The 22,312-nt window shown below is 62.9% G+C and carries 20 protein-coding genes; 10 read left to right on the forward strand and 10 right to left on the reverse strand.

Annotated features, from left to right (window positions below; all coding sequences use genetic code 11):
- Positions 1-13: 13 nt before the first annotated feature.
- Complete coding sequence (locus O3299_RS05845; RefSeq protein ID WP_305061745.1) at positions 14-940, reverse strand: STM4015 family protein; 927 nt, start codon at positions 938-940, stop codon at positions 14-16.
- Between the two features lie 190 nt (positions 941-1,130).
- Between O3299_RS05845 and O3299_RS05850 the strand changes: the two genes are divergently transcribed.
- The gene (locus O3299_RS05850; protein WP_305061746.1) at positions 1,131-2,237 is read left to right on the forward strand and encodes a PEP-CTERM sorting domain-containing protein; all 1,107 of its coding nucleotides are present in this window, start codon (positions 1,131-1,133) and stop codon (positions 2,235-2,237) included.
- A 33-nt stretch (positions 2,238-2,270) separates the two neighbouring features.
- Here O3299_RS05850 and O3299_RS05855 read toward each other — a convergent pair whose 3' ends face one another.
- Complete coding sequence (locus O3299_RS05855) at positions 2,271-2,846, reverse strand: helix-turn-helix domain-containing protein (protein WP_077403922.1); 576 nt, start codon at positions 2,844-2,846, stop codon at positions 2,271-2,273.
- A 221-nt stretch (positions 2,847-3,067) separates the two neighbouring features.
- Between O3299_RS05855 and kbl the strand changes: the two genes are divergently transcribed.
- The 3 genes from kbl to O3299_RS05870 are packed head-to-tail and all read left to right on the forward strand — an operon-like array spanning position 3,068 to position 6,729.
- The gene (gene kbl, locus O3299_RS05860; protein ID WP_305061747.1) at positions 3,068-4,294 is read left to right on the forward strand and encodes a glycine C-acetyltransferase; all 1,227 of its coding nucleotides are present in this window, start codon (positions 3,068-3,070) and stop codon (positions 4,292-4,294) included.
- A gap of 20 nt (positions 4,295-4,314) precedes the next feature.
- Complete coding sequence (locus O3299_RS05865) at positions 4,315-5,280, forward strand: NAD-dependent epimerase/dehydratase family protein (RefSeq protein WP_099664155.1); 966 nt, start codon at positions 4,315-4,317, stop codon at positions 5,278-5,280.
- 48 nt (positions 5,281-5,328) lie between these two features.
- On the forward strand, positions 5,329-6,729 hold the full coding sequence (locus O3299_RS05870; RefSeq protein ID WP_251348921.1) for an L-serine ammonia-lyase: 1,401 nt from the start codon (positions 5,329-5,331) through the stop codon (positions 6,727-6,729).
- 125 nt (positions 6,730-6,854) lie between these two features.
- Here the strand turns inward: O3299_RS05870 and O3299_RS05875 are convergent, their stop codons facing one another.
- Positions 6,855-7,595, reverse strand: a complete 741-nt coding sequence (locus O3299_RS05875) for an AAA family ATPase (RefSeq protein ID WP_305061748.1) — start codon at positions 7,593-7,595, stop codon at positions 6,855-6,857.
- A gap of 268 nt (positions 7,596-7,863) precedes the next feature.
- Here O3299_RS05875 and thrC point away from each other — a divergent pair, with 268 nt between their 5' ends.
- From thrC to moaD, 3 genes are read left to right on the forward strand one after another with little or no spacing between them, the layout of a single operon-like run.
- Entirely contained in the window at positions 7,864-9,345 is a 1,482-nt protein-coding gene (gene thrC, locus O3299_RS05880) for a threonine synthase (RefSeq protein WP_305061749.1), read from the forward strand.
- A complete protein-coding gene (gene glp, locus O3299_RS05885; protein ID WP_305061750.1) occupies positions 9,345-10,571 on the forward strand; it encodes a gephyrin-like molybdotransferase Glp in 1,227 nt (408 codons plus the stop codon). Before thrC ends, glp begins: the two co-directional genes overlap by 1 nt.
- Positions 10,572-10,581: 10 nt before the next feature.
- A complete protein-coding gene (moaD, locus tag O3299_RS05890; protein ID WP_305061751.1) occupies positions 10,582-10,836 on the forward strand; it encodes a molybdopterin converting factor subunit 1 in 255 nt (84 codons plus the stop codon).
- 47 nt (positions 10,837-10,883) lie between these two features.
- Here the strand turns inward: moaD and O3299_RS05895 are convergent, their stop codons facing one another.
- Complete coding sequence (locus O3299_RS05895; protein ID WP_099664150.1) at positions 10,884-11,126, reverse strand: hypothetical protein; 243 nt, start codon at positions 11,124-11,126, stop codon at positions 10,884-10,886.
- Between the two features lie 155 nt (positions 11,127-11,281).
- On the opposite strand from O3299_RS05895, the gene O3299_RS05900 reads away from it, so the two are divergent.
- Positions 11,282-12,532 carry a TIGR03862 family flavoprotein gene (locus O3299_RS05900; RefSeq protein ID WP_305061752.1) on the forward strand — a complete coding sequence of 417 codons (1,251 nt, stop codon included), beginning with the start codon at positions 11,282-11,284 and terminating at the stop codon, positions 12,530-12,532.
- Here O3299_RS05900 and O3299_RS05905 read toward each other — a convergent pair.
- The 6 genes from O3299_RS05905 to hpnC all read right to left on the reverse strand — a co-directional run bounded on the left by O3299_RS05905 (position 12,519) and on the right by hpnC (position 17,584).
- Positions 12,519-13,325, reverse strand: coding sequence for a head GIN domain-containing protein (locus tag O3299_RS05905; protein ID WP_251348915.1), 807 nt, complete (start codon positions 13,323-13,325; stop codon positions 12,519-12,521). The two genes, O3299_RS05900 and O3299_RS05905, sit on opposite strands and share 14 nt — an antisense overlap.
- 10 nt (positions 13,326-13,335) lie before the next feature.
- On the reverse strand, positions 13,336-14,124 hold the full coding sequence (locus tag O3299_RS05910) for a DUF1700 domain-containing protein (protein WP_251348914.1): 789 nt from the start codon (positions 14,122-14,124) through the stop codon (positions 13,336-13,338).
- A 19-nt stretch (positions 14,125-14,143) separates the two neighbouring features.
- Positions 14,144-14,299, reverse strand: coding sequence for a hypothetical protein (locus tag O3299_RS05915; RefSeq protein ID WP_171985016.1), 156 nt, complete (start codon positions 14,297-14,299; stop codon positions 14,144-14,146).
- Positions 14,300-14,429: 130 nt separating this feature from the next.
- Positions 14,430-15,830, reverse strand: a complete 1,401-nt coding sequence (gene hpnE, locus O3299_RS05920) for a hydroxysqualene dehydroxylase HpnE (RefSeq protein WP_305061753.1) — start codon at positions 15,828-15,830, stop codon at positions 14,430-14,432.
- A complete protein-coding gene (hpnD, locus tag O3299_RS05925) occupies positions 15,823-16,656 on the reverse strand; it encodes a presqualene diphosphate synthase HpnD (RefSeq protein ID WP_077403957.1) in 834 nt (277 codons plus the stop codon). The genes hpnE and hpnD overlap by 8 nt, the downstream gene beginning before the upstream one ends.
- A gap of 46 nt (positions 16,657-16,702) precedes the next feature.
- Positions 16,703-17,584, reverse strand: coding sequence for a squalene synthase HpnC (gene hpnC, locus O3299_RS05930; RefSeq protein ID WP_305061754.1), 882 nt, complete (start codon positions 17,582-17,584; stop codon positions 16,703-16,705).
- A gap of 289 nt (positions 17,585-17,873) precedes the next feature.
- Here hpnC and O3299_RS05935 point away from each other — a divergent pair, with 289 nt between their 5' ends.
- Together O3299_RS05935 and O3299_RS05940 are read left to right on the forward strand one after the other, a co-directional pair.
- Complete coding sequence (locus O3299_RS05935; protein WP_099664144.1) at positions 17,874-19,037, forward strand: efflux RND transporter periplasmic adaptor subunit; 1,164 nt, start codon at positions 17,874-17,876, stop codon at positions 19,035-19,037.
- Positions 19,034-22,132 carry an efflux RND transporter permease subunit gene (locus tag O3299_RS05940; RefSeq protein WP_099664143.1) on the forward strand — a complete coding sequence of 1,033 codons (3,099 nt, stop codon included), beginning with the start codon at positions 19,034-19,036 and terminating at the stop codon, positions 22,130-22,132. The genes O3299_RS05935 and O3299_RS05940 overlap by 4 nt, the downstream gene beginning before the upstream one ends.
- The last annotated feature ends 180 nt before the right edge of the window (positions 22,133-22,312 follow it).

The following is a 22,312-nucleotide window of genomic DNA, read 5'->3' on the forward strand; positions in this document are numbered from 1 at the left end:
GAAAAGACTCCGCTTATTCGCCCACGGCCACGTAGCGGTAGCTTTCGCCGTCGTCTTCGTCCGCTTCCTGCGGGTCGTCCAGCACCACCTCGAAGGGCAGCGCCTTCAGCTTGGCCTGGTTTTCTTCCGAGATGTAATGGTGCGACAGGTCCAGGCGTTTCAGCTTGCCCAGCTGCGTGTGATTGAGTACGGCCACGGCGCCCAGGTCGCCGATGGTGCCCAGCGACAGGTCGAGCGTGTCGAGCTGCGCCACCAGCGGCTCTTCCGCCAGCCACACGGCCAGGTCATCGGCGATTTCCGCGTCGCGCAAGCCCAGGTAGCGCAGGGTCGGCACGGTCAGCTGCGCCAGCACCTTGCGGTACAGGTCGACGTCGCCCGAGAAGCCGTATTCCTCGGTGCCCAGCCACAGTTCCAGGTGTTCCAGCTGCGGCATGCTCGATTGCGCCAGCGCTTCGGCGATCTTTTGATCGAGGCCGCCCGTTTCGATGGTGAAGCGGCGCAGGTGCTGGTGCGCGAACGGTTCGATGACGAGCTCATTGCCGCCGCGGATGCGCAATTCTTCCAGCTGCGGGAAGGCGTCCAGCAGGGGCTTGTAGCTGCCTTGCACGATCCACGAGATTTCGCATTCCTCGTACGTCATGTCGCCGATGAACAGGGCGCGCACATTGGGCAGTTGCGGCGCGTGGGCGATCAGCGCGGCGATCACTTCGTCGGCGCCCGATTCGTACGGATCGCCCCACATGCCGATGATCAGCGCTGCGAGCGCGTTCCGGTCCGCCTTGGCGAGGAAGCCGGCGATCAGCTCGTCCATCTTGCGCTTGTCGTCGTACTCGAGCGACAGGCGGTAGACGATGTCGGGCGAGGCGTCGAAGGGCAGGTCAGGGTCGTACTGGACGACTTTCTTGTTGTGGAAGGTGGTGGTGCTGTCGGAAATCGTCATCGGTAAGGCTCCATGAAGGGCAGTGGAAATCTTGTCTAGTCCGAAATCTTAGCATGGGCATAAGGGCTTATTGCACACTGCTGGCCGCTGCAAGGGGAGCCATCAATGCTTATCTTGCATCAAAGTTGTCAAAAAGGTTTACCTTTTTTATATTATCGATTATCTTGTTAATTTTATTGGAAAATTGACAATGAAACCGATACATAAAACCCTGTGTTTCTTGCTGTTGAGCGCTGCGACAACGACGGCGTTTGCACAAATCCTGCCTGCACCTGCACCGATTTTCTCTTCGACAACGTTTGCGCTCCCCTCGACTGGCCGTTTGCAGTGGGGCGGCATCACGGCGCTGGGCGAACTGTATGGCTATGTTCAGCTGAATGGCGTGGACATGTGGTACGGCACCTCAGGCTCGGCAGTGACGGCCGTGCCTGCGGCTCAGGCAACGAATATGCTGCGTGGCGGCAATATTGCAGGAGACTTGCTGCTGCGCTCCACCGCCGCCGATGGCACCTTGCACATGCAACTGCAGTCGGGCAACACTCTGACGTCGCTGGATATTCCCGGCCAGGTGTCGTGGGGCGGTCAAGTTAATGCGTCGGGGAAAGTCGCGTTTGGCGCCACCGTGGTCGACAGCCAGACCAAGGCCAGCAGCACCAACGCCTATCTGTACGATTCCGCATCGGGCATTACTCCCCTCGGTACGCTGGGCGGCGCCTGGAGTGGTGTTTCAGCAATCAATGATCATGGGGTCATCGTCGGCAACTCCTTGACGGCCGGCGGCAAGCAGCACGGTTATCTCTATGAGAATGGTGTGATGAGAGACATCACGCCCACGATCAGAGACGCCGAGGTGAATATGCGAGGGATTAACAATGCAGGGGAAATCGTGTTCAACCAGTACTTCCGCAATGCCCCCTGGCCGGTTCCCTACCGCGCCTTCAAGATGGTGGACGGCAGCTGGAGCGGGATCAACTCCATGTCGGAAGCGCTCGGGATCGATGGCAAAGGGAACGTGGTGGGCATCAGCCTTTCAGGTGCGGAATCCATTATCAATATGAATGGCAACACCTATATGCTGGCCGACCTGGTCGATGGCATGGAAGGCTGGCGCAATCTGCAAGTCAATGGCATCAACGAGGCTGGCCAGATCGCCGCCAGCCGCTGCAACGACCGCTTTTGTGAAGTGATCCGCCTCGACCCGCTCAGCGCCGTGCCGGAGCCTGAAACCTATGGCATGTTGCTGGGCGGCCTGGCATTGCTCGGCTTTGTCAGCAGAAGACGTCAGCGCCAGGCCTGACGCCGGAGCCGTACGCCGCGTTGCTGGTGGCCACTAGCGGTGGATCACCACCAGCAGCGCTTTTCCTTCCGTCTTGCCCAGGTTGCGTATCGTATGCGGCAAGTCCGCCGGATATCTGGCCGTGCCGCCATTCTTGACCTTTTTCTTCGCCGTTCCCACTTCCAGTTCCAGGTTGCCATGGATCACCGTCAAATGCTCGGTGGTACCCGGATCGTGCGGCTGCGACGCCAGTTCGCCGCCCGGCGCCAGGGTCACCTCATACCATTCATATTTGCCGGCCAGTTCCATCGGCCCCAGGATGCGCAGCACGTAGCCCGCGTGGTCGCCGGGCAGGGTGGGGGTTTCGTGGGCGTCCGTGATGCGGATGGTTTCCACGGCTTTTTCCGCGCTGGACAGCAATTCGCCGATCTGCACGCCCAGGGCGTTGGCCAGGCGCCACGTGATGGCGATGGTGGGATTGGCCTTTTCGCGCTCGATCTGCGACAGCATGGACTTCGAGACGCCCGCGATGCGCGACAAATCCTCCAGTGTCAGGCCGCGCGCAAGGCGCAGCCGTTGCAGGGTGGCGCCCACTTCGGGCGGAGAATTGGTCGAAACGCTGGTTTTCATCGGCAGGTGGCTTGCAAAGTTCAAAAGGCTTGGGTAATATCCACTATATTGAATTTCAGTTCGAAATAGTGGATTTTGAGGAAAAACACGGAAACGTGTAGACTTCAAACAGCGCTTCACGGTACAGCATTGTGCGCGCACCGGTCAAGCGGACGCTTTTCCCTATGGCAACTGAGCTCACCCGGATAGCACACATACAACAGGGACACACAAGGATCATCATGAGCGAGCAAGCGAAGAACACCTTTTTCAGCGGTCTGCAACAGAATCTCGATCAACTGCGCCAACAGGGCTTGTACAAGCCCGAGCGCGTGATCGCCTCGCGCCAGGGCGCTGAAGTGGTGTGCGACGATGGCCGTACCCTGATCAATATGTGTGCGAACAACTACCTGGGCCTGTCCGGCGACGTGCAGACGCAGGAAGCGTCTATTGCCGCCACGCAAAAGTATGGCTACGGCCTGTCGTCCGTGCGCTTCATTTGCGGCACGCAAACCGTGCATAAAGAGCTGGAACAGGCGATTTCCGCTTTTCTGGGCACGGAAGACACGATTTTGTACGCGGCGGCATTCGACGCCAACGGCGGCGTGTTCGAGCCCCTGTTCGATGAAAACGACGCCATCATCTCGGATGCGCTGAACCACGCTTCCATCATCGACGGCATCCGCCTGTGCAAGGCTGGCCGCTACCGCTACGCCCACAACGACATGGCCGACCTGGAAGTGCAGCTGAAAGCGGCCGTCGCCGCCGGCAAGCGCCATAAAGTCATCGTCACGGACGGCGTATTCTCGATGGATGGCACGATCGCGCAACTCGACAAGATCTGCGACCTGGCCGACCAGTACGGCGCGCTGGTGATGATCGACGAATGCCACGCTTCCGGTTTCATGGGCGCGACGGGCCGCGGCACGCACGAACACCACAATGTGATGGGCCGCATCGACATCATCACGGGCACCCTGGGCAAGGCCCTGGGCGGCGCCATGGGCGGTTTCACGTCGGCGCGCAAGGAAGTCATCGACACCCTGCGCCAGAAATCGCGCCCTTATCTGTTCTCGAACACCCTGGCGCCATCGATTGCCGGCGCTTCGCTGTCGGTGCTGGAGCGCCTGGCCAAGTCGACGGAACTGCGCGACCGCCTGCATGAAAACACGGCTTTCTTCCGCAGCGAGATCGAACGCATCGGCTTCACCATCAAGCCGGGCACCCATCCCGTCGTTCCCGTGATGCTGTTCGACGCTCCCGTGGCGCAGAAATTCGCCGCCCGCCTGTATGAACTGGGCGTGCTGGTGACGGGCTTCTTCTACCCGGTCGTGCCGATGGGCCAGGCCAGGGTGCGCGTTCAGCTGTCGGCCGCCCACACCCGCGAACAGCTGGTGCAAGTGCTGGCCGCCTTCGAGCAGGCTGGCAAGGAACTCGGTTTGCTGACCGCCACGACCACTACCAACTAACAAGAATTCAGGAAAATAGCATGGAACGCATCTTAGTCATTGGCGCAAACGGCCAAATCGGTAGTGAACTGGTGGGCGCACTGGCGCAGCAGCACGGCGCGGACAACGTCATCGCCAGCGACATCGGCACGAATAATCTGTACCAGGCCAAGCGCTATGCGCAATTGAATGTGCTGGACAAGGACGGCCTGGCGAAGATCATCGCCGACGAAGGCATCACCCAGGTGTACCAGCTGGCGGCCATGCTGTCGGCCACGGGCGAAGCGGCGCCGTTGAAGGCGTGGAGCCTGAACATGGACGGCTTGCTCAATATCCTGGAGCTGGCGCGCGAGCGGGGCGAAGCGGGCAAGCCGCTGCGCATCTTCTGGCCGTCGTCGATCGCCGCCTTCGGCCCGAACACGCCGCAGGTGAACACGCCGCAAATGACGGTGATGGACCCGACCTCGATGTACGGCATCAGCAAGCTGGCCGGCGAGCGTCTGTGCGAGTACTACTTCAACAAGTACGGCGTGGACGTGCGCAGCATCCGCTACCCGGGCATCATCAGCTACAAATCGCCTCCGGGCGGCGGCACCACCGATTACGCCATCGCCATCTTCCATGCGGCCTTGCGCGGCGAGCGCTATGACTGCTTCCTCGATGCGAACACCACTTTGCCGATGATTTACATGCCCGACGCCATCCGCGCCACCATCGAACTGATGGATGCGCCTGTGGCCCAAATCAAGATCCGCTCCTCGTACAACGTGGCCGGCGTGTCGTTCAACCCCGAGCAGCTGGCCAAGGCCATCGTGCGCATGGTCCCGGACTTCAAGATCAGCTACAAGCCGGACAGCCGCCAGGCCATCGCCGACAGCTGGCCGCAAAGCCTGGACGACAGCAAGGCCAGCGCCGACTGGGGCTGGAAGGCGCAGATCGGCGTCGAGCAGATGGTCACGGACATGCTGGCCAATGTCGATGTGGGCCATGCGGCCAAGGCTGCCTGAAGTACGAACCCGCTTGCATAAAAACATACTAATATAAAGAGACACTACATGGACATGAGCGTATTTGACCTGTTTAAGATCGGCATCGGGCCGTCGAGTTCCCACACTGTGGGGCCGATGGTGGCGGCGCGGCGTTTTCTGGTCGAATACGGTCCGCTGGACCAGGTAGTGGGCGTCGAGGCGGCCCTGTATGGCTCGCTGGCGCTGACGGGCGTGGGCCATGCGACTGACAAAGCCGTCATTCTGGGCCTGATGGGCGAGACGCCGCAAGACGTGGCGCCCGATGCCGTCGACACCAAGCTGGCCGCCATCGAGGCGGCCGGCGAGATTGCCTTGCTGGGCACGCACGTGGTGCCGTTTACGGCCGCCACGGGCTTGATCTGGCACAAGAGCGAATCCCTGCCCGAACATCCGAACGGCATGCGCTTTACCGTGAAACTGGCGGACGGCAGCCGGGTCGACAAGGTGTATTACTCGATCGGCGGCGGTTTTATCCGCGAAGCGGGCGAGGCGCAAGCCGAAGCGGCCGTGGAGTCGGCCGCCAGCGCGCGGGTCGTCTTCCCTTTCGACACCATGGAGCAGTTGCTGGCGCACGGCGTGGAAAGCGGCCTGTCGATCCCGGAAATGCTGCGCGCGAACGAATGCGTCAAGCGCAGCGACGATGAATTGAACGAGGGCCTGGACCGTATCTGGCACGTCATGCGCGACTGCATCGCGCACGGCCTGGAAACGACGGGCAACCTGCCGGGCGGCTTGAACGTGAAGCGCCGCGCCGCAAAATTGTGGCGATTGGCGCAGGAAGCGAAAGCATCCGATAACCGCGCCAACGACTTGCCGCACGACGCCGTGCACCTGGTCAGCCTGTACGCAATGGCCGTCAACGAGGAAAACGCGGCGGGCGGCCGCGTGGTGACGGCGCCGACCAACGGCGCCGCCGGCATCATTCCGGCCGTGCTGCGCTACTACGCGCAGGATTGCCGTCCCAGCGACCCGGTCGGCGGCGTGCGCCGCTTCATGCTGACGGCGGCCGCCATCGGCATGTTGTGCAAACGCAATGCCTCGATCTCGGGCGCCGAAGTGGGTTGCCAGGGTGAAGTGGGCGTGGCCTGCGCCATGGCGGCGGCCGGCCTGGTGGCGGCCCTGGGCGGCACCAATGAACAAATTGAAAACGCGGCCGAAATCGGCATCGAACACCACCTGGGCATGACGTGCGACCCGATCGGCGGCCTGGTGCAGATTCCCTGCATCGAGCGCAACGGCATGGGCGCCGTGAAAGCCATCACGGCCGCCTCGCTGGCGCTGAAGGGCGACGGCACGCACTTTGTCAGCCTCGACGAAGTCATCGAAACCATGCGCCAGACAGGCGCGGACATGCAGGACAAGTACAAGGAAACGTCCTTGGGCGGGCTGGCCGTGCATGTAATCACCGTCAACCATGCAGCCTGCTAAGTGCCGGGGTCAGACCCGCCGGGACTCGGCGTCCCCGTCTGACCCAGATTTCCGCTGCGCCTTATGGCATCACTCCTCCTCAAACAGGCGTAAGCCGACATCACCATGGCAGCAAGCCATCACCCTCACTCCTCCTCAAACAGCTGCTCCAGCCTTCTCGGGTAGTTATTCAGGAAATCGCGCGTCACGGCGTAGTGTTCCGTGTCTTCATACGCCACTTCGTGGATGCCGCCGCCCGTAAAACTGAGGATTTTCGCATTCGGATAGGCCAGCAGGATGGGCGAATGGGTGGCGATGATCAATTGCGAGTCGTCCTGCACCAGCTGGTGGATCACGGACAATGCCGCCATCTGGCGGCTGGGCGACAGGGCCGCCTCGGGTTCGTCCAACAGGTACAAGCCTTTTCCCCGCAGTTTGTTGATCAGGGTGGCCATGAATGCCTCGCCGTGCGATTGCGCGTGCAGCGACTTGCCGCCGTAGCTGGCCAGGTATTCCGGCATGTCGTCCATGTAGGTGGCGACGTTGAAAAAGCTTTCGGCGCGCAGGAAATAGCTGTCCTCGGGTTTTTTATAGCTCTTGCTCAGGCGCAAGTGCGCATGCAAGCCCGATTCCGCGTCCGACGGCAGGGCGATGCGCACGTTGCGCGTGCCGCCATCCTTGCCGAAACCGAGGGCCACGGCCAGCGCTTCGAGCATGGTCGACTTGCCGCTGCCATTCTCGCCCACGAAAAACGTCACGTCGCGGTGGAAGTCCATGTGCACGAAATCGCGGATGGCGGGAATGGTGAACGGATAGTGGTCCAGGTCGACGACGGCGTCAGGGCGCAGCGCGGCGCTTTGCAAATACGGTTTTTTACTCAGCGACATGGCCGGTTTTCGACTCCATAGTGGCCCCGCTCCGGGGTAACAGCTGCAGTGTGGCGCAAATTGGCGGCGCGCGCCAGTGCGCACACAGGCCATGTCCACCTGCCTTGATCTCAAGCATTATGTGTGGTTTGACAACAGCATGGCTCTCCAATTGTCACGCCGGCAACCGGCGTGCGCCACGCGATTCGCCTTGGACGGCGGCTGGCACTATAATATCCGCTGCCATTCATGATCAACCGCACTCAGCTCAACTGGACTCTTCAAATCTATGCACTACGTGTCTACCCGCGCTGATAAAGCGCCAATGAATCCGCAGCAATTCTCCGACATCCTCCTGGGCGGCCTGGCCCCCGATGGCGGACTGTATCTCCCTGAACACTACCCGCAAGTCACTGGTGCCGAGCTCAACGCCTGGCGCACATTGTCGTATGCCGACCTGGCCTACGAAATCCTGAAGAAGTTCGCCACCGATATCCCGGCCGCGGACCTGAAGGCATTGACGGCGAAAACCTATACCAAGGCAGTCTACAAGAACGCCCGCGCCGGCGAAAACGCGGCCGACATCACGCCGCTGCGCGTGCTGGAAGAAAACGTCGTCAAGGGCGGATCGACCACCCTGATGCTGCAGGCCCTGTCGAACGGCCCGACCCTGGCCTTCAAGGACATGGCCATGCAGCTGCTGGGCAACCTGTTCGAATACACGCTGGCCAAGCACGACGCCGAACTCAATATCTTCGGCGCCACGTCGGGCGACACGGGCAGCGCGGCCGAATACGCGATGCGCGGCAAGCAGGGCATCCGCGTCTTCATGTTGTCGCCGCACAAGAAAATGAGCGCCTTCCAGACGGCGCAAATGTTCAGCCTGCAAGATCCGAACATCTACAACATCGCCGTCGAAGGCGTGTTCGACGATTGCCAGGACATGGTCAAAGCAGTGTCGAACGACTTGCCGTTCAAGGCGAAACAAAAGATCGGCACCGTCAACTCCATCAACTGGGCGCGCGTCGTGGCGCAGGTCGTGTATTACTTCCGCGGCTACCTGGCGGCCACCACCAGCAACGAGCAGAAAGTGTCGTTCACGGTGCCGTCTGGCAACTTCGGCAATATCTGCGCCGGCCACATCGCCCGCATGATGGGGCTGCCCATCTCGAAACTGGTGGCCGCGACGAATGAAAACGACGTGCTTGACGAATTCTTCCGCACGGGCGTCTACCGCGTGCGCAAGTCCGCCGAAACGTACCACACGAGCAGCCCGTCGATGGATATCTCGAAAGCGTCGAACTTCGAGCGCTTCGTCTACGACCTGGTGGGCCGCGACAGCGGGCGCGTGCGCGCGCTGTTCACGAAAGTGGAAACGCACGGCGGCTTCGACTTGTCCGGCAAGCCGGGCAGCGATGGCGACGAGTTCAAGCTGGTGGCCAAATATGGCTTCAAGTCGGGCAAGTCCACGCACCAGGACCGCCTCGACACCATCCGCGACGTGGCCGACGACTATGGCATCACCATCGACACGCACACGGCCGACGGCATCAAGGTGGCGCGCGAGCACCTGGAACCGAACGTGCCGATGATCGTGCTGGAAACGGCGCTGGCGGCCAAGTTCAACGAAACCATCCTCGAAGCGCTGGGCGTGGACGCGGAGCGCCCGGCCGGCTTCGAAAACATCGAAGACTTGCCGCAAAAGTTCGTCGTGATGGATGCGGACGTGGAAAAAATGAAGGCGTACATCGCCGCCAATACGGGGCTGTGATGACAGACGCGAGCACTGTACGTAAACCCATGCTGTCGGTGGCCGAGGCGCAAGCCTTCATGCTGGGCGCGGCGCGCCCGGTGGCCGACGTCGAGCTGGTCGACACCATGCGCGCCAACGGCCGCGTGCTGGCGGCCGCGCAAACGTCGACCCTGAACGTGCCCGAGCGCGACAACACGCAGATGGATGGCTACGCCGTGCGCGCGCAGGATTGCGCCAGCGGCGCGGCCAGCCTGCCCGTGTCGCAGCGCATCGCGGCCGGCCACGTGGGTCAGCCCCTGCAGCCGGGGACGGCGGCGCGCATCTTCACGGGCGCCCTGATTCCGGACGGCGCCGACTGCGTCGTGATGCAGGAGCAGTGCAGCGTGCTCGATGGCGTGGTGACGGTCAACCACGTGCCGCACGCCGGCGAATGGGTGCGGCGCCAGGGCGAGGATATCCGCGCCGGCGGCGAAATCCTCGGCGCCGGCCGGCGCCTGCGCAGCCAGGAAATGGGCCTGGCCGCCTCGGTGGGCCTGGCGCAAGTGCCGGTGCTGCGCAAGCTGCGCGTGGCCGTGTTCTTCACGGGCGACGAGCTGGCCATGCCCGGCGAGCCTTTGGTGCCGGGCGCCGTCTACAACTCGAACCGTTTTACCTTGCGCGGCCTGCTGGAAAATTTGGGCTGCGAGATCACGGACCTGGGCATCGTGCCCGACAGCCTGGAAGCGACGCGCGCCGTGCTGCGCCAGGCGGCCCAGGGCAATGATTTGATCATCACTTCGGGCGGCGTGTCCGTGGGCGAGGAAGACCATATCAAGCCGGCCGTGGAAGCGGAAGGGCGGCTGAACATGTGGCAGATCGCCGTCAAGCCGGGTAAACCCTTGGCCTTCGGCGAAGTGCAGGACGCGTTCTTTGTCGGCTTGCCCGGCAATCCCGTCTCCAGCTTCGTCACCTTCCTGCTGTTCGTGCGCCCGTTCATCCTGCGCCTGCAGGGCGTGGCGGGGAGCCTGGCGCCGCGCAGCTACAAGCTGCCGGCCGCGTTTGAACGCCTGAAGGCGGACAAGCGCAACGAATTCCTGCGCGCCAAAGTCAATGACGAAGGCGAGCTGGAACTGTTCGCCAACCAGAGTTCGGGCGTGCTGACGTCCACCGTGTGGGGCGACGGCTTGATCGATTGCCCGCCGGGGCTGTCGATCGCGCGCGGCGACATGCTGCGGTTTATCCCGTTTAACGAATTGCTGTACTAAGGAAGTCTTGATGAAGATCAATCTGCGATTTTTTGCCAGCGTGCGCGAGCTGGTGGGCACGGGCCAGGAAGCACTGGAAGTGGCCGGGCCGCTGACGGTGGGCGAGGTGCGGGCCCTGCTGATCGCGCGCGGCGGCAACTGGGAATATGCGCTGGCGCAGGGCCGCGCGCTGCGCGTGGCGCATAATCAGGTGATGTGCGATGCCGATACCGTGACAGGCGACGGCGACGAAGTGGCGTTCTTCCCGCCCGTGACGGGCGGCTGATCCTGCGCGCCAAATGAAACGGCCACTTCATCGAAGTGGCCGTTTTTTCATGGCGCCTTGGTTTTCGGCTTGCTGGCCGTGGTATCGCCGCAGGTGGCGCAGGCGATGGCTTTCTTGTAGCGCCAGTATTTCGAGCCGATGAAGATGGCTGACGCCACCAGCGACCAGGCCAGCGCGCTGAGGATGTCGGCGCGGCTGGTGGTGCCCTTGCTGTACTCGACCACCGTCAGGATGATGAATAAAATCGAACTGGCCAGCAAATAACGGGAAATCCAGAATCCTGCGCCCATGTGTTTCTCCTCTTGTCGTCGCGTTGTCTCGTGAAGTCGAAGTGCCGATCGCTGCAGCATGTCCGCGCAGTATGCATCATTTTTCGGCCTTCTTGCCATCCGCCGGCCTTATCTCGACTAAAATGCCGGGGTTTTCACCGTCTTTCCAGCTCGCCATGACCCAAACCAGTTCCCCTCCGTTTCACATCGCCGTCATCGGCGGCGGCCCCGCCGGCCTGATGGCCGCCCAGGCGGCCACCGACCAGGGAGCCAGGGTAGAGCTGTTCGACGCCATGCCATCCGTCGGCCGCAAATTCCTGCTGGCGGGGCGGGGCGGCATGAATATCACGCATGCGGAGGGCTACCAGGCCTTTGTCTCGCGCTACGCCAGGCAAGCGCACCGGGTGAAACCGGCGCTGGACCAGTTCGGCCCGCAAAAGGTGCGCGACTGGGTGCACGGCCTGGGCGTGGAAACCTTTGTCGGCTCCTCGAACCGCGTCTTCCCGACCGACATGAAGGCGGCGCCCTTGCTGCGCGCGTGGCTGCACCGCCTGCGCGAAGCGGGCGTGCAATTTCACATGCGCCACCGCTGGACGGGCTGGCAAGACGGCCAGCTGGCCTTCGCCACGCCGGATGGCGAACGGCTATTCGCTTTCGACGCCGTGATCCTGGCGCTGGGCGGCGGCAGCTGGGCGCGGCTGGGATCGGACGGCGCCTGGGTGCCGCTGCTGCAAGGGCGCGGCGTGGCCGTGACGCCCCTGGCGCCGGCCAATTGCGGCTTCGACGTGGACTGGAGCGAGTATTTCCGCAGCCGTCATGCGGGCGAGCCGCTGGCCACCGTGGCCATCACGGCGCGCGATATCGATGGCTTGACGATCAAGCGCCAGGGCCAGTTCGTCATCACGGCGGGCGGCGTCGAGGGCAGCCTGATCTACGCGCTGTCGGCCGCGCTGCGCGAGCAGATCGCCGCCGAGGGCAGCACCACCATCTGGCTCGACCTGGCGCCCGACCACAGTCATGAACGCGTGTTCGAAGAAGTGACGCGCCCGCGCGGCGCCCGCTCCATGTCCAGCCACCTGAACAGCCGCCTGGGCATCAAGGGCGTGAAATCGGGCTTGCTGCGCGAATGCCTGAGCGCGGCAGACTTTGCCGACGAAGCCAAGCTGGCCGCCGCCATCAAGCTGCTGCCCGTCACCTTGCAGCGTCCGCGCCCCATCGATGAAGCCATCAGCAGCGCCGGCGGCGTGGACTTCGAAGGCATCGACGGCAGCATGCTGCGCGCCATGCCGGGCGTGTTCCTGGCGGGGGAAATGCTGGACTGGGAAGCGCCGACGGGCGGCTACCTGCTGACGGCCTGCCTGGCGCAAGGCAAGGCGGCCGGCGAGCAGGCCGTGGCATGGCTGGAAGAGAACGTTAGTGCCAAGTAATTTCGCCCGAGCCGCTTTTCTGCGTCTCGCGCTGGCGCGGGTTGCCGTGGACGTGGATGTCGCCGCTGCCGCGCAGGGTCAGGTTGGCGGCGTCGCGCACGAAGACGGTGCTCGTGCCCGAGCCTTGCAGGCTGACGCTGGCCTTGTCGGCGGCCAGGTGCTCGGCATCGATGTCGCCTGAACCGCTGAGGTCGGCGCGCAGGAATTTCGTGTTGCCGCTGGCGGCGATGCGCCCGGAGCCCACCATTTCCAGCACCACGCTGTCGCTGTTGCCGGCATTGATGTCGAGGTCGCCGCTGCCGTTGACGGTGGCTTGTACCTGCTTGTAGCGTCCCGTGAAACTGACGTCGCCGGAACCCGTCAATTCCAGGATGAAACTGTCGCCGGAAAAGCCCGTGATCTTGCTGTCGCCATTGCCGTGCACTTCGACGCGCACGAGGGCCGGCAGCACCAGTTCCACCTGCAGCGGCTGGCGATGGTGGAACAGCATGCCTTTCGGGCCGATATGCACGGTCGTGCCATCCTGCGTGGTGTCGACGTTCGACAGCAAACGCTGTTCGCCGCTGACCTTCAGCGATGGCGTGGCGCCGCGGCGCAGCACCAGGTCGATGGGGCCGGCCAGGTCGATGCTGGTGATATCGGCGGAAATCGGGCGCGTTTCGCTGCGCACGGCGCGGCCGGCAGCGCTGCTGGGATTGCTGATTCCCTTGGCGCGCAGCGCCGCATACGACATGGCGATCAGGACCAGTGCCAGCAAGAGCATGGACAGGCCAACTTTGAGCAAGCGTTTCATGGCAGCCTTTCTAGTGACCTTTGAGCAGGGAAACATTCATGGCAACGTAGCGCTTGATGCCGATCAAGGTGTAGCGCGTTACGACCAGACTGAGCAGGAAGATGGCGATGCCGCCGAGCAGCATGCCCACGCCAAACACGGTTTGCGTGGTGCGCGCATCGCGGTCCATGTCGGTGGAGATGCGGATGCCGCCGCCGGCCAGCGCTTCGGCCCGCTCCATCATGCGCGATGAGGCGCCCGGTGCCTCGGGTGCGGACTCGGCTTTGACGGGGCCGGGCACGTGGTCGACTTCGATGCCCGTGTCGCCGATGGTGATGCGCGTTTCGCGCCGTTCGCCGCCTTCGCCGCCGTCATCGTCATGGATGAAGACGTGGCGCAGGGGGCCGTCGAGCACCAGTTCGTTGGCGCCGGATAAGCCGCTGGCCGTGATGGCGATGCCGGCCAGGTAAAAGCTCAGGCCGACGGCGTACAGGGTGGCCAGCAGGGCCGCGTAGACGGCGGCAGGCACGACCATGAACAGGTTGAAGATGGCCAGGCCCACCAGCGAGACGAGCAGGCGCAGCAGGTTGACGGGCGTTTTCTTTTGCTCGAAAGCCTGGCGATGGGTGCTGCTGCGCAAGGTGAGGGCGATTTTTTTCGGGTCGCCCAGGTCGTCGGCGATTTCGTGCTCGCTGCGGCCGGCCGCAGCGCCTTCGATGAAGGTCTGTTCGTAATAATCGAGGGTCTTGGCCACCAGGTCCGGTGGCAAGCCTGCCAGTGCGCGCCGCAGCGCGTCGAGATAATCTTGCTTGTTCATCATATTCTTCCTGTCCGCCGCTTCAGCCCATGGCCGGCAGCAACATACTTGCCTGGCTCAGCAGCAACGGTGCCTGTGGCGCCTGCTGTACCTGCATGACGATCAAGGTGGCCAGCACCACACCCGCCAGCAGCGCCAGGGCTTTCAAGCTGTTTTTCAAGTGCAAGGTAGTGTGCATGGTATTCCCCGTGGCATGGCCGTTGTCGATGATCAGACTGTACCCAAGCGCACGCGAGCGCACCAGCGCGGTGCGACAGAATGCAATTTCGCGGGGGCGAGCGACGCCAGGGGAGGATGCACCGTCAAGTCTACTTTGCCGCCTTGCCCGTGGTGACGACCTTGGCGGCCGCCACGCCGCTGCGCACGGCCGCCACGCCGCTGCGCACGGCTGCCTCGATGGTGGCCGGATAGTCTTGCGTGCGGTCATCATTCGCCGTGTAGTCGCCGGCCAGCAGCAAGCCCGGCACGCCGCTGGCGTTGCCGGGGCGCGCCAGGTCCGGCGTGCAGGCGAACGTGGCGCGCTTTTCCGTGATCAGCTGGGTCCACAGGGGCTGGGCCAGGGCAGGGCGCTGCAACACCTGCGCCAGCTGCGCCGCGATGGCTTGCGCCAGCGGCCCGTGACCTTGCTCGGCGGCAGGGCCGGAAGCGCTGATGACGACGGCCAGCAAGCCGGCCTGTTTGCTGTCGAGCTGGCCCCGGTCGAAGACGAACTGGCCCCAGTGCCGGTTCGCCGGCGTATCGACGAGGGCGTAGAACGGCAAGTCCAGGCGCACCGAGGCGTCGTATTGCAGGTAGCAGGTACTGATCGCTTCCGGCGTGAAGGCTTGCATTTTGGCAATAACGTCATCGAGGCGCGCGTCCTGCAAGCCTTGCAGCAGGCCGGCCGCTTGCACGGACGAGGTGGCGACGATGACGCCGTCAAAGATATCTCCATCGTCGACGCCGTCATCGAGCCGCCAGCGGCCGTCGGGCAGCGCCTGCAGGGCGGCCACCTTGGCGCCCGTGCGCACTGCACCGCCATGTTGTTCCACATAGCGGGCGGCCGCGTCTGGCAAGACACTGCTCAGGTCCGCCTTCGGGACCAGCATGTCCGAGGCGCGGCGGCGGCTGGCGCCCAGGCTATCGCGCAGCACGTTGAGGAAGACGCGGGCCGAGGCGCGCTCGGGCGGGGTATTCAATGCGGCCAGGCACAGCGGGTGCCACATCAGCCGGCACAAAGTGTCCGTCTGGTCGAAGCGCTGCAGCAATTCGCTGACCGTGCAATCGTTGTACAGCTGCCAACCCATCGTCCGCATGGCGGTGGAAAAGCGCATCAGGGCCAGTTTGTCGGCGCGCAATAGTCCCGTGGCGCGCAGCAGGGCCCAGACCAGGTGCAGCGGCGCGGGCAGGCGGGGGGCGATGAAATCCATGCCCCCGGACCCGGCCGGATAGCGCATCTGCAGGGGCAGCGTGAGGATCAGTTCGTCCGGGTCTTGGCCCGCCAGTTTGATCAGGCGCAAGGTTTCCGTGTAGGCGCCCAGCAAGATATGCTGGCCGTTGTCGAGCACGGTGTTTTCCCTCTCGACGCGGCGCGCCCGTCCGCCCAGGGTGCGCGCCGCCTCGAAGACGGTCACCGGGTGACCGGCGCGCGCCAGTTCCATGGCCGCCGCGCAACCGGCCCAGCCGGCGCCGATGACGGCGTAGCGTTGCTTCACGATAGGCTTAGCCACGAACCCAGGTCTTCCAGGCCAGCCACAGTTTGCGGATCGGCGTGAGCGAGATGCGCTGTTTCAGCACGTGGTAGCCGTCGCGCTCGACTTCGTTGAGCAGGGTGCGGTAGATGGCGGCCATGATCAGGCCCGGACGCTGGGCGCGGCGATCCTCGGCTGGCAACAGCGCGAAAGCTTCGTCATACGCCTTTTGCGCGCGCGCCACCTGGAAACGCATGAGGTTTTCAAAGTTTTCGCTGTGGCGCGCGTTCAGCAAGTCGGCCGCCGTCACATTGAATTGCTGCAATTCGCTGATCGGCAAATAGATGCGCCCCTTGCGCGCATCTTCGCCCACGTCGCGGATGATGTTGGTCAGCTGAAAGGCATGGCCCAGTTTTTCCGCGTACAGCAGGGTTTCCGGGCGGGTCGCGCCAAAGATGCTGGCCGACAAGATACCCACCACGCTGGCCACATGCCAGCAATAGCGGCTCATGGCCTGGTAATCGAGGTAGCGGGTCTGGTTCAAGTCCATTTCCATGCCGTCGATGATGGCCTGCAAATGCTTTTCTTCCAGTTGATACACGGCCAGATGCGGTTCCAGCGCGCGCATCACGGGATGCGTGGGGATGCCCTCGTACATGGCCTTGACTTCCTTGCGCCACCAGACCAGCTTGGTGCGTGCCACGGCTTCGTCCGTGCATTCATCGACCGTGTCATCGACTTCGCGGCAGAAGGCGTACAGGGCCGTGATGGCCTTGCGGCGCTCGGCGGGCAGGAACAGGAAGCTGTAGTAGAAGCTGGAGCCGCTCTGGGCGGCCTTTTGTTGGCAGTATTCGTCGGGAGACATAGTCAAAAGAGCAAGGGTTGCAGATCGAAGCCGCTATTCTATCGTCTTACAGAGTGGGCGACGGGGGAAAAGCCGTTTTTACTTGTGTCTCTTGATGCAAGCTTTTGCGCGACATGCGCAGGGCGCGCCAGAAAATGATCACCCAGTCGCGTTTCTCCAGCTTGGGACGGCGCCGGAACACGTCGTAATTGACGGCTTCGATGCATTCGAGGATGCGCAAGCCGCCTTGCACCACCAGGCGCAATTCCCAGCCGATGCGCCCGCGCAAGCGCAGGGCCAGCGGCGCGCCGGACAGCATCAGGGCGCGCGTGCGGGCCACTTCGAAGCGCATCAGGGCGCTCCACTTGCCGTGCGCCTCGGGCCGCTCGAAGGCGGCGGCGGAGACGGCAAAGCGGCTCAAGTCTTCCATCGGCAGGTAGATGCGCTCTTTTTGCTGGTCGATGGCGACGTCTTGCAAGAAATTAATTAGTTGCAAAGCTGAACATATCGCATCGGAATCGCGTACATTCTCTTCATCGGCCGCGCCATACAGGTGCAGCATCAGCAGCCCCACGGGGTTGGCCGAGCGGGCGCAGTAATCGAGCACATCGTCATAGCTGGCGTAGCGCGTCGTTTCCACATCCTGTTTAAATGCCGACAACAGATCGTAGAACGGCTTCAGCGGCAGCTGGTGTTTGGCGATGACGGCGGCCAGGCGCTCGAACATGGCGGCGTTCTCGCCGGCATGGCCTTCGTGGCGGTCCATGCGGCCCAGTGCTTCTTCATAGGCGTGCAGGGCCGCCAGGCGCTGGGCCGGCGTGGCGTCGCCCTCATCGGCCAGGTCGTCGGCGCTGCGGGCGAAGGCATAGATGGCTTCGACGGCGGGCACCAGGCGGCGCGGCAGTAAAAATGATGCAACAGGAAAATTTTCGTAATGGTCTACAGGCATGAACACACTTCTCTAGTCTTGCGTTTGTCCGGCACCTTCACACGCTGGAATGGGGCCGGACGTTGTACGTCTCAAGATTAATGACGCAAAAGTCACTAAAAACTTTTACGCACGATTATAATTAATAACCAGAAAGTCATTAGGGGAAAATCGCTCCCCGCGATGACCAAGCTGATATTGTCACAAATTTAAGGATATCGCGTGCGAAAAAGTTTGGCTTGGCCCAAAGGACAAGCAAAAAGTTTCTCCGCATAAAAATATTGCAGCCCGCATAGTAAAGGAAAATACCTTGTTTGCCCTGAAAACCCTGCGCCGCGAGACCGGCGCTCCCGCACTTCCCGCCCTGCGGCTGATTGCCGCCGCCGCCCTGGCGCTGACCCTGGCGGCTTGTTCCAAGCCTGCCGTCAAAGTGGAAGACGTGCGCCCCGTGCGCGCGATCGTATTGTCTAGCAGTAATGTTGACGTGAGTGCCGAGCTGTCGGGCGAGGTCGTGCCCCGTGTCGTATCGCAGCTGGGCTTCCGCGTGGGCGGCAAGATCGTCGCGCGCAAGGTGGACGTGGGCGCCAGCGTCAGGAAGGGGCAAGTGCTGATGCAGCTCGACCCTGCCGACCTGCAGCTGTCGCAGGCGCAGGCCAAGGCTTCGCTCGTCAGCGCGGAAACGAGCCGCGACCTGGCGCGCGCGGAATTGAAGCGCTACCAGGACTTGCGCGAGAAAAATTTCGTCAGCCAGGCCGTGCTTGACGGCAAGGATGCCACCTACAAGGCGGCGCAGGCGAACGTGGAAGCGGCCCAGGCCCTGTACCGTGGCCAGGCAAACCAGTCCGGCTATGCCAGCTTGCTGGCCGACGTCGATGGCGTCGTCACGCGCATCGAGGCCGAAGTGGGGCAGGTGGTGGCGCCCGGCGCGCCCGTCGTGCAAGTGGCGAAGAGCGGCGAGAAGGAAGTCGTGATCGGCATTCCTGAAGACAAGGTCGAGACCTTGCGCGGCGTCAAGGATGTGGTGGTGCGCCTGTGGGCCGACCCGAAGCAGGGCTTGCCGGGCAAGATACGCGAAGTGTCGCCCGTGGCCGATGCCGCCACGCGCACCTATATCGCCAAGGTCAGCATCCCGGACGCGCCGCAGGCGCGCCTGGGCATGACGGCCGTGGTGCAGTTCGCCTCGCAGACGGCCACGCCGCAGATCAAGGTACCGCTGACGGCCCTGTTCAATGAGAAATCGCAAAGTTCCGTGTGGGTGGTGGAAAACGGCGCCGTGAAGCTGGTGCCGGTGACAGTGGGCGGCGTGGCGGGCAATGAGCTGCTGCTGACTTCGGGCGTGAAGGCGGGCCAGACCGTGGTCACGGCCGGCGTCAACCTGCTCAAGCCGGGCCAGAAAGTGACCATCCTCGGCGCCGAACTGGCCAGCAAGCCTGCCGCCGGTGCCGCCGCCGTCAGCGTGGGTGCGGTCAAATGAAGGGCGGCTTCAATCTGTCGCGCTGGGCGCTCGAACACATCCCGCTGACGCGTTACTTGATGGCCGTGCTGCTGATCGGCGGCATGCTCAGCTACGCCAGCCTGGGCCAGGATGAAGATCCTCCGTTTACTTTCCGCGCCATGGTGCTGCAAGCGTACTGGCCCGGCGCCACGGCCTTGCAGATGGCCGAGCAGGTGACGGACAAGCTGGAAAAGAAGCTGCAGGAAACGCCGTACATCGACGAAATCACCAGCTATTCGAAGCCGGGCGAAACCCTGATCCTGCTGGAACTGCGCGAATCGGCGCCGCCCAAGGAAACGGCCGCCGCCTGGTACCAGGTGCGCAAGAAGATCGGCGACATCCAGGGCACCTTGCCGGCCGGCGTCGTGGGCCCGTTCTTCAATGACGAGTTCGGCGACACGTATGGCTCCATCTTCGCCCTGTCCGGCGACGGTTTTACCTACGCGGAAATGAAGGATTACGCGGACAAGGTACGCCAGGAACTGCTGGCCGTGGGACAGGTATCGAAGGTGGAACTGTTCGGCGTGCAGGATGAAAAGATCAATATCGTCTTTTCGCACAAGAAATTTGCCCAGCTGGGCATTCCTTTCGACGCCATCGTGCAGCAACTGTCCGCGCAAAACAGCATCAACGCCACGGGCGTGCTGGTGACGCCGACGGACAATCTGCAAGTGCGCGTGACGGGCGCCATGCTGACCGTCAAGGACCTGGAAAACCTGGAACTGCGCGCCAACGGCACCACCTTCCGCCTCGGTGATTTTGCTACCGTGAAACGTGAACTCATCGATCCGCCGAAGGACAAGATGCGTTTCAACGGCAAGGAAGTGATCGGCCTGGGCGTGTCGATGGAAAAGGGCGGCAATATCATCGACATGGGCAAGGCCTTGCAGGCAACGGTCACGCGCATGAAGAGCGAGTTGCCGGTCGGCATAGAACTGCAGCGCGTGTCGAACCAGCCGGAAGCCGTGTCCGCTTCCGTGGGCGAGTTCGTGCATACCCTGGTCGAAGCCATCCTGATCGTGCTGGCAGTCAGCTTTGTCGCGCTGGGCTTGCACACGAAACCGCTGCGCATCGACGTGCGTCCAGGCCTGGTGGTGGCGCTGACCATTCCGCTGGTGCTGGCCGTCACCTTCCTGTTCATGCGCCTGCTCGACATCGACTTGCACAAGATTTCGCTGGGCGCCCTGATCATCGCGCTGGGATTGCTGGTCGATGACGCCATCATTGCCGTCGAGATGATGGTGCGCAAGATGGAAGAGGGCATGTCGCGTTTCGACGCGGCCACGTTCGCCTATACGTCGACGGCCATGCCCATGCTGACGGGTACCCTGATCACGGTGGCGGGCTTTTTGCCCATCGGCCTGGCCAAGTCGGCCGCCGGCGAATACACGTTCTCCTTGTTCTCCGTCAATGCGCTGGCCCTGATCATCTCGTGGGTGGTGGCCGTCGTCTTCACGCCCTACATCGGCTATGTCTTGCTGAAAGTCAAACCGCACGCGCATAACGACCATGAATTGTTCGATACGCCGAACTTCCGCCGCTTCCGCCGCGCCGTCACCTGGTGCGTGGAATGGCGCAAGACGACGATTGCCGCCACCCTGGCTATCTTTGCGCTGGGCATTTACGGCTTTAACTTTATTGAAAAGCAATTCTTCCCCGATTCCAGCCGTCCCGAACTGATGGTGGAGTTGTGGTCGCCCGAAGGCACGACGTTTGCCGCGAATGAAAAGCAGGTGAAGAAATTCGAAGCCTTCGTGGGCAAGCTCGACGGCGTGGAAAGCGTCACCAGCTATGTCGGCACGGGCAGCCCCCGTTTCTACTTGCCGCTGGACCAGATCTTCCCGCAGACCAACGTGTCACAAGTGGTGGTCTTGCCGAAGAGCCTGGCTGACCGCGAACGCTTGCGCCAGCAAATCGTCGATGTCTTCAAGAAAGATTTCCCGGAAGTGCGGGGCCGCGTCAAACTGTTGCCGAACGGGCCGCCCGTGCCGTATCCCGTGCAATTTCGCGTCACGGGACCGGAAGTGGCCGGTGTGCGCGCCATCGCCGACCAGGTCAAGGACATCATGCGCGCCAATCCGAACACCCTGGGCGTGAACGACAACTGGAATGAGTCGGTGAAAGTATTGCGCCTGGACCTGGACCAGGACAAGATGCGCGCGCTGGGCGTCACGTCGAAAACGGTGATGCAGGCGGCCAATACGATCCTGTCGGGCACGGTCATCGGCCAGTTCCGCGAAGACAATAAGCTGATCGATATCCAGGTGCGCCAGCCGCTGGAAGAGCGGGCGACGATTTCCGTGTTGAATGACACGAATATTCCAACGGCGACGGGCAAGTCCGTGCCCATCTCGCAGCTGGCCCGTGCGCATTTTGTGTGGGAACCGGGTGTCGTCTGGCGCGACAAGCGTGAATGGGCCATTACGGTGCAGTCGGACGTGATCGACGGCATCCAGGGCGCCACCGTGTCGACGCAGCTGGCGCCGCAGCTGGACGCCTTGCGGGCCAAGTTGCCGGCCGGCTATCGCATCAATGTGAAGGGCGTGGCGGCCGACAGCGGCGAGGCGGAAGCGTCGATCTCGGCGAACTTGCCGCTGGCTATCTTCATCATCTTCACCTTGCTGATGCTGCAGCTGCACAGTTTCTCGCGTTCCCTGCTGGTGTTCCTGACGGGGCCGCTGGGCGTGGCGGGCGCCGCCTTTGCCTTGCTGCTGCTGCACCGCCCGCTGGGTTTCGTGGCCAACCTGGGCGTCATTGCGCTGTTCGGCATGATCATCCGCAACTCGGTGATCCTCGTCGACCAGATCGAGCAAGACATCCGCGATGGTTCGGCACCATGGGACGCCATCATCGACTCGGCCGTGCGCCGCTGCCGTCCCATCGTGCTGACGGCCGCCGCCGCCGCGCTGGCCATGATCCCGTTGTCGCGCTCCGTGTTCTGGGGGCCGATGGCGGTGGCCATCATGGGCGGCCTGATCCTGGCGACGGCCTTGACTCTGCTGTTCCTGCCGGCCCTGTATGCGGCCTGGTTCCGGGTCAAGAAGCCGGCGCCGGCGACCGCAAAAGAAGGCTAGCCGCCAGCGCCAGGGCATAGGCAAAAAAAGGCGGCATTCCTCTGGGAAATCCAGTAGAATGCCGCCTTTGCTTTACCGAGGGCTTGCTCGTTGAGTCTGCGGTAGCCAGATCGCTCCCGAGTTGTTAAAATCAGGGAGGCGCAGACGACAGTCTGCGCGGCGGCAGTCTGTTGCTGGTAG

The sequence above is a fragment of the Janthinobacterium sp. SUN176 genome, from assembly GCF_030587335.1.
Lineage (GTDB): Bacteria > Pseudomonadota > Gammaproteobacteria > Burkholderiales > Burkholderiaceae_D > Janthinobacterium > Janthinobacterium kumbetense.

What these genes read in the sequence shown, in the direction of transcription:
- O3299_RS05910 (WP_251348914.1), bottom strand. Translation starts at nt 14,124, where the DNA reads ATGATGAACAAGCAAGATTATCTCGACGCGCTGCGGCGCGCACTGGCA.
- O3299_RS05940 (WP_099664143.1), top strand. Translation starts at nt 19,034, where the DNA reads ATGAAGGGCGGCTTCAATCTGTCGCGCTGGGCGCTCGAACACATCCCG.
- O3299_RS05855 (WP_077403922.1), bottom strand. Translation starts at nt 2,846, where the DNA reads ATGAAAACCAGCGTTTCGACCAATTCTCCGCCCGAAGTGGGCGCCACC.
- hpnC (WP_305061754.1), bottom strand. Translation starts at nt 17,584, where the DNA reads ATGCCTGTAGACCATTACGAAAATTTTCCTGTTGCATCATTTTTACTG.
- O3299_RS05905 (WP_251348915.1), bottom strand. Translation starts at nt 13,325, where the DNA reads ATGAAACGCTTGCTCAAAGTTGGCCTGTCCATGCTCTTGCTGGCACTG.
- glp (WP_305061750.1), top strand. Translation starts at nt 9,345, where the DNA reads ATGACAGACGCGAGCACTGTACGTAAACCCATGCTGTCGGTGGCCGAG.
- O3299_RS05875 (WP_305061748.1), bottom strand. Translation starts at nt 7,595, where the DNA reads ATGTCGCTGAGTAAAAAACCGTATTTGCAAAGCGCCGCGCTGCGCCCT.
- O3299_RS05895 (WP_099664150.1), bottom strand. Translation starts at nt 11,126, where the DNA reads ATGGGCGCAGGATTCTGGATTTCCCGTTATTTGCTGGCCAGTTCGATT.
- hpnD (WP_077403957.1), bottom strand. Translation starts at nt 16,656, where the DNA reads ATGTCTCCCGACGAATACTGCCAACAAAAGGCCGCCCAGAGCGGCTCC.
- O3299_RS05865 (WP_099664155.1), top strand. Translation starts at nt 4,315, where the DNA reads ATGGAACGCATCTTAGTCATTGGCGCAAACGGCCAAATCGGTAGTGAA.
- O3299_RS05845 (WP_305061745.1), bottom strand. Translation starts at nt 940, where the DNA reads ATGACGATTTCCGACAGCACCACCACCTTCCACAACAAGAAAGTCGTC.
- O3299_RS05870 (WP_251348921.1), top strand. Translation starts at nt 5,329, where the DNA reads ATGGACATGAGCGTATTTGACCTGTTTAAGATCGGCATCGGGCCGTCG.
- thrC (WP_305061749.1), top strand. Translation starts at nt 7,864, where the DNA reads ATGCACTACGTGTCTACCCGCGCTGATAAAGCGCCAATGAATCCGCAG.
- O3299_RS05915 (WP_171985016.1), bottom strand. Translation starts at nt 14,299, where the DNA reads ATGCACACTACCTTGCACTTGAAAAACAGCTTGAAAGCCCTGGCGCTG.
- kbl (WP_305061747.1), top strand. Translation starts at nt 3,068, where the DNA reads ATGAGCGAGCAAGCGAAGAACACCTTTTTCAGCGGTCTGCAACAGAAT.
- moaD (WP_305061751.1), top strand. Translation starts at nt 10,582, where the DNA reads ATGAAGATCAATCTGCGATTTTTTGCCAGCGTGCGCGAGCTGGTGGGC.
- O3299_RS05850 (WP_305061746.1), top strand. Translation starts at nt 1,131, where the DNA reads ATGAAACCGATACATAAAACCCTGTGTTTCTTGCTGTTGAGCGCTGCG.
- O3299_RS05900 (WP_305061752.1), top strand. Translation starts at nt 11,282, where the DNA reads ATGACCCAAACCAGTTCCCCTCCGTTTCACATCGCCGTCATCGGCGGC.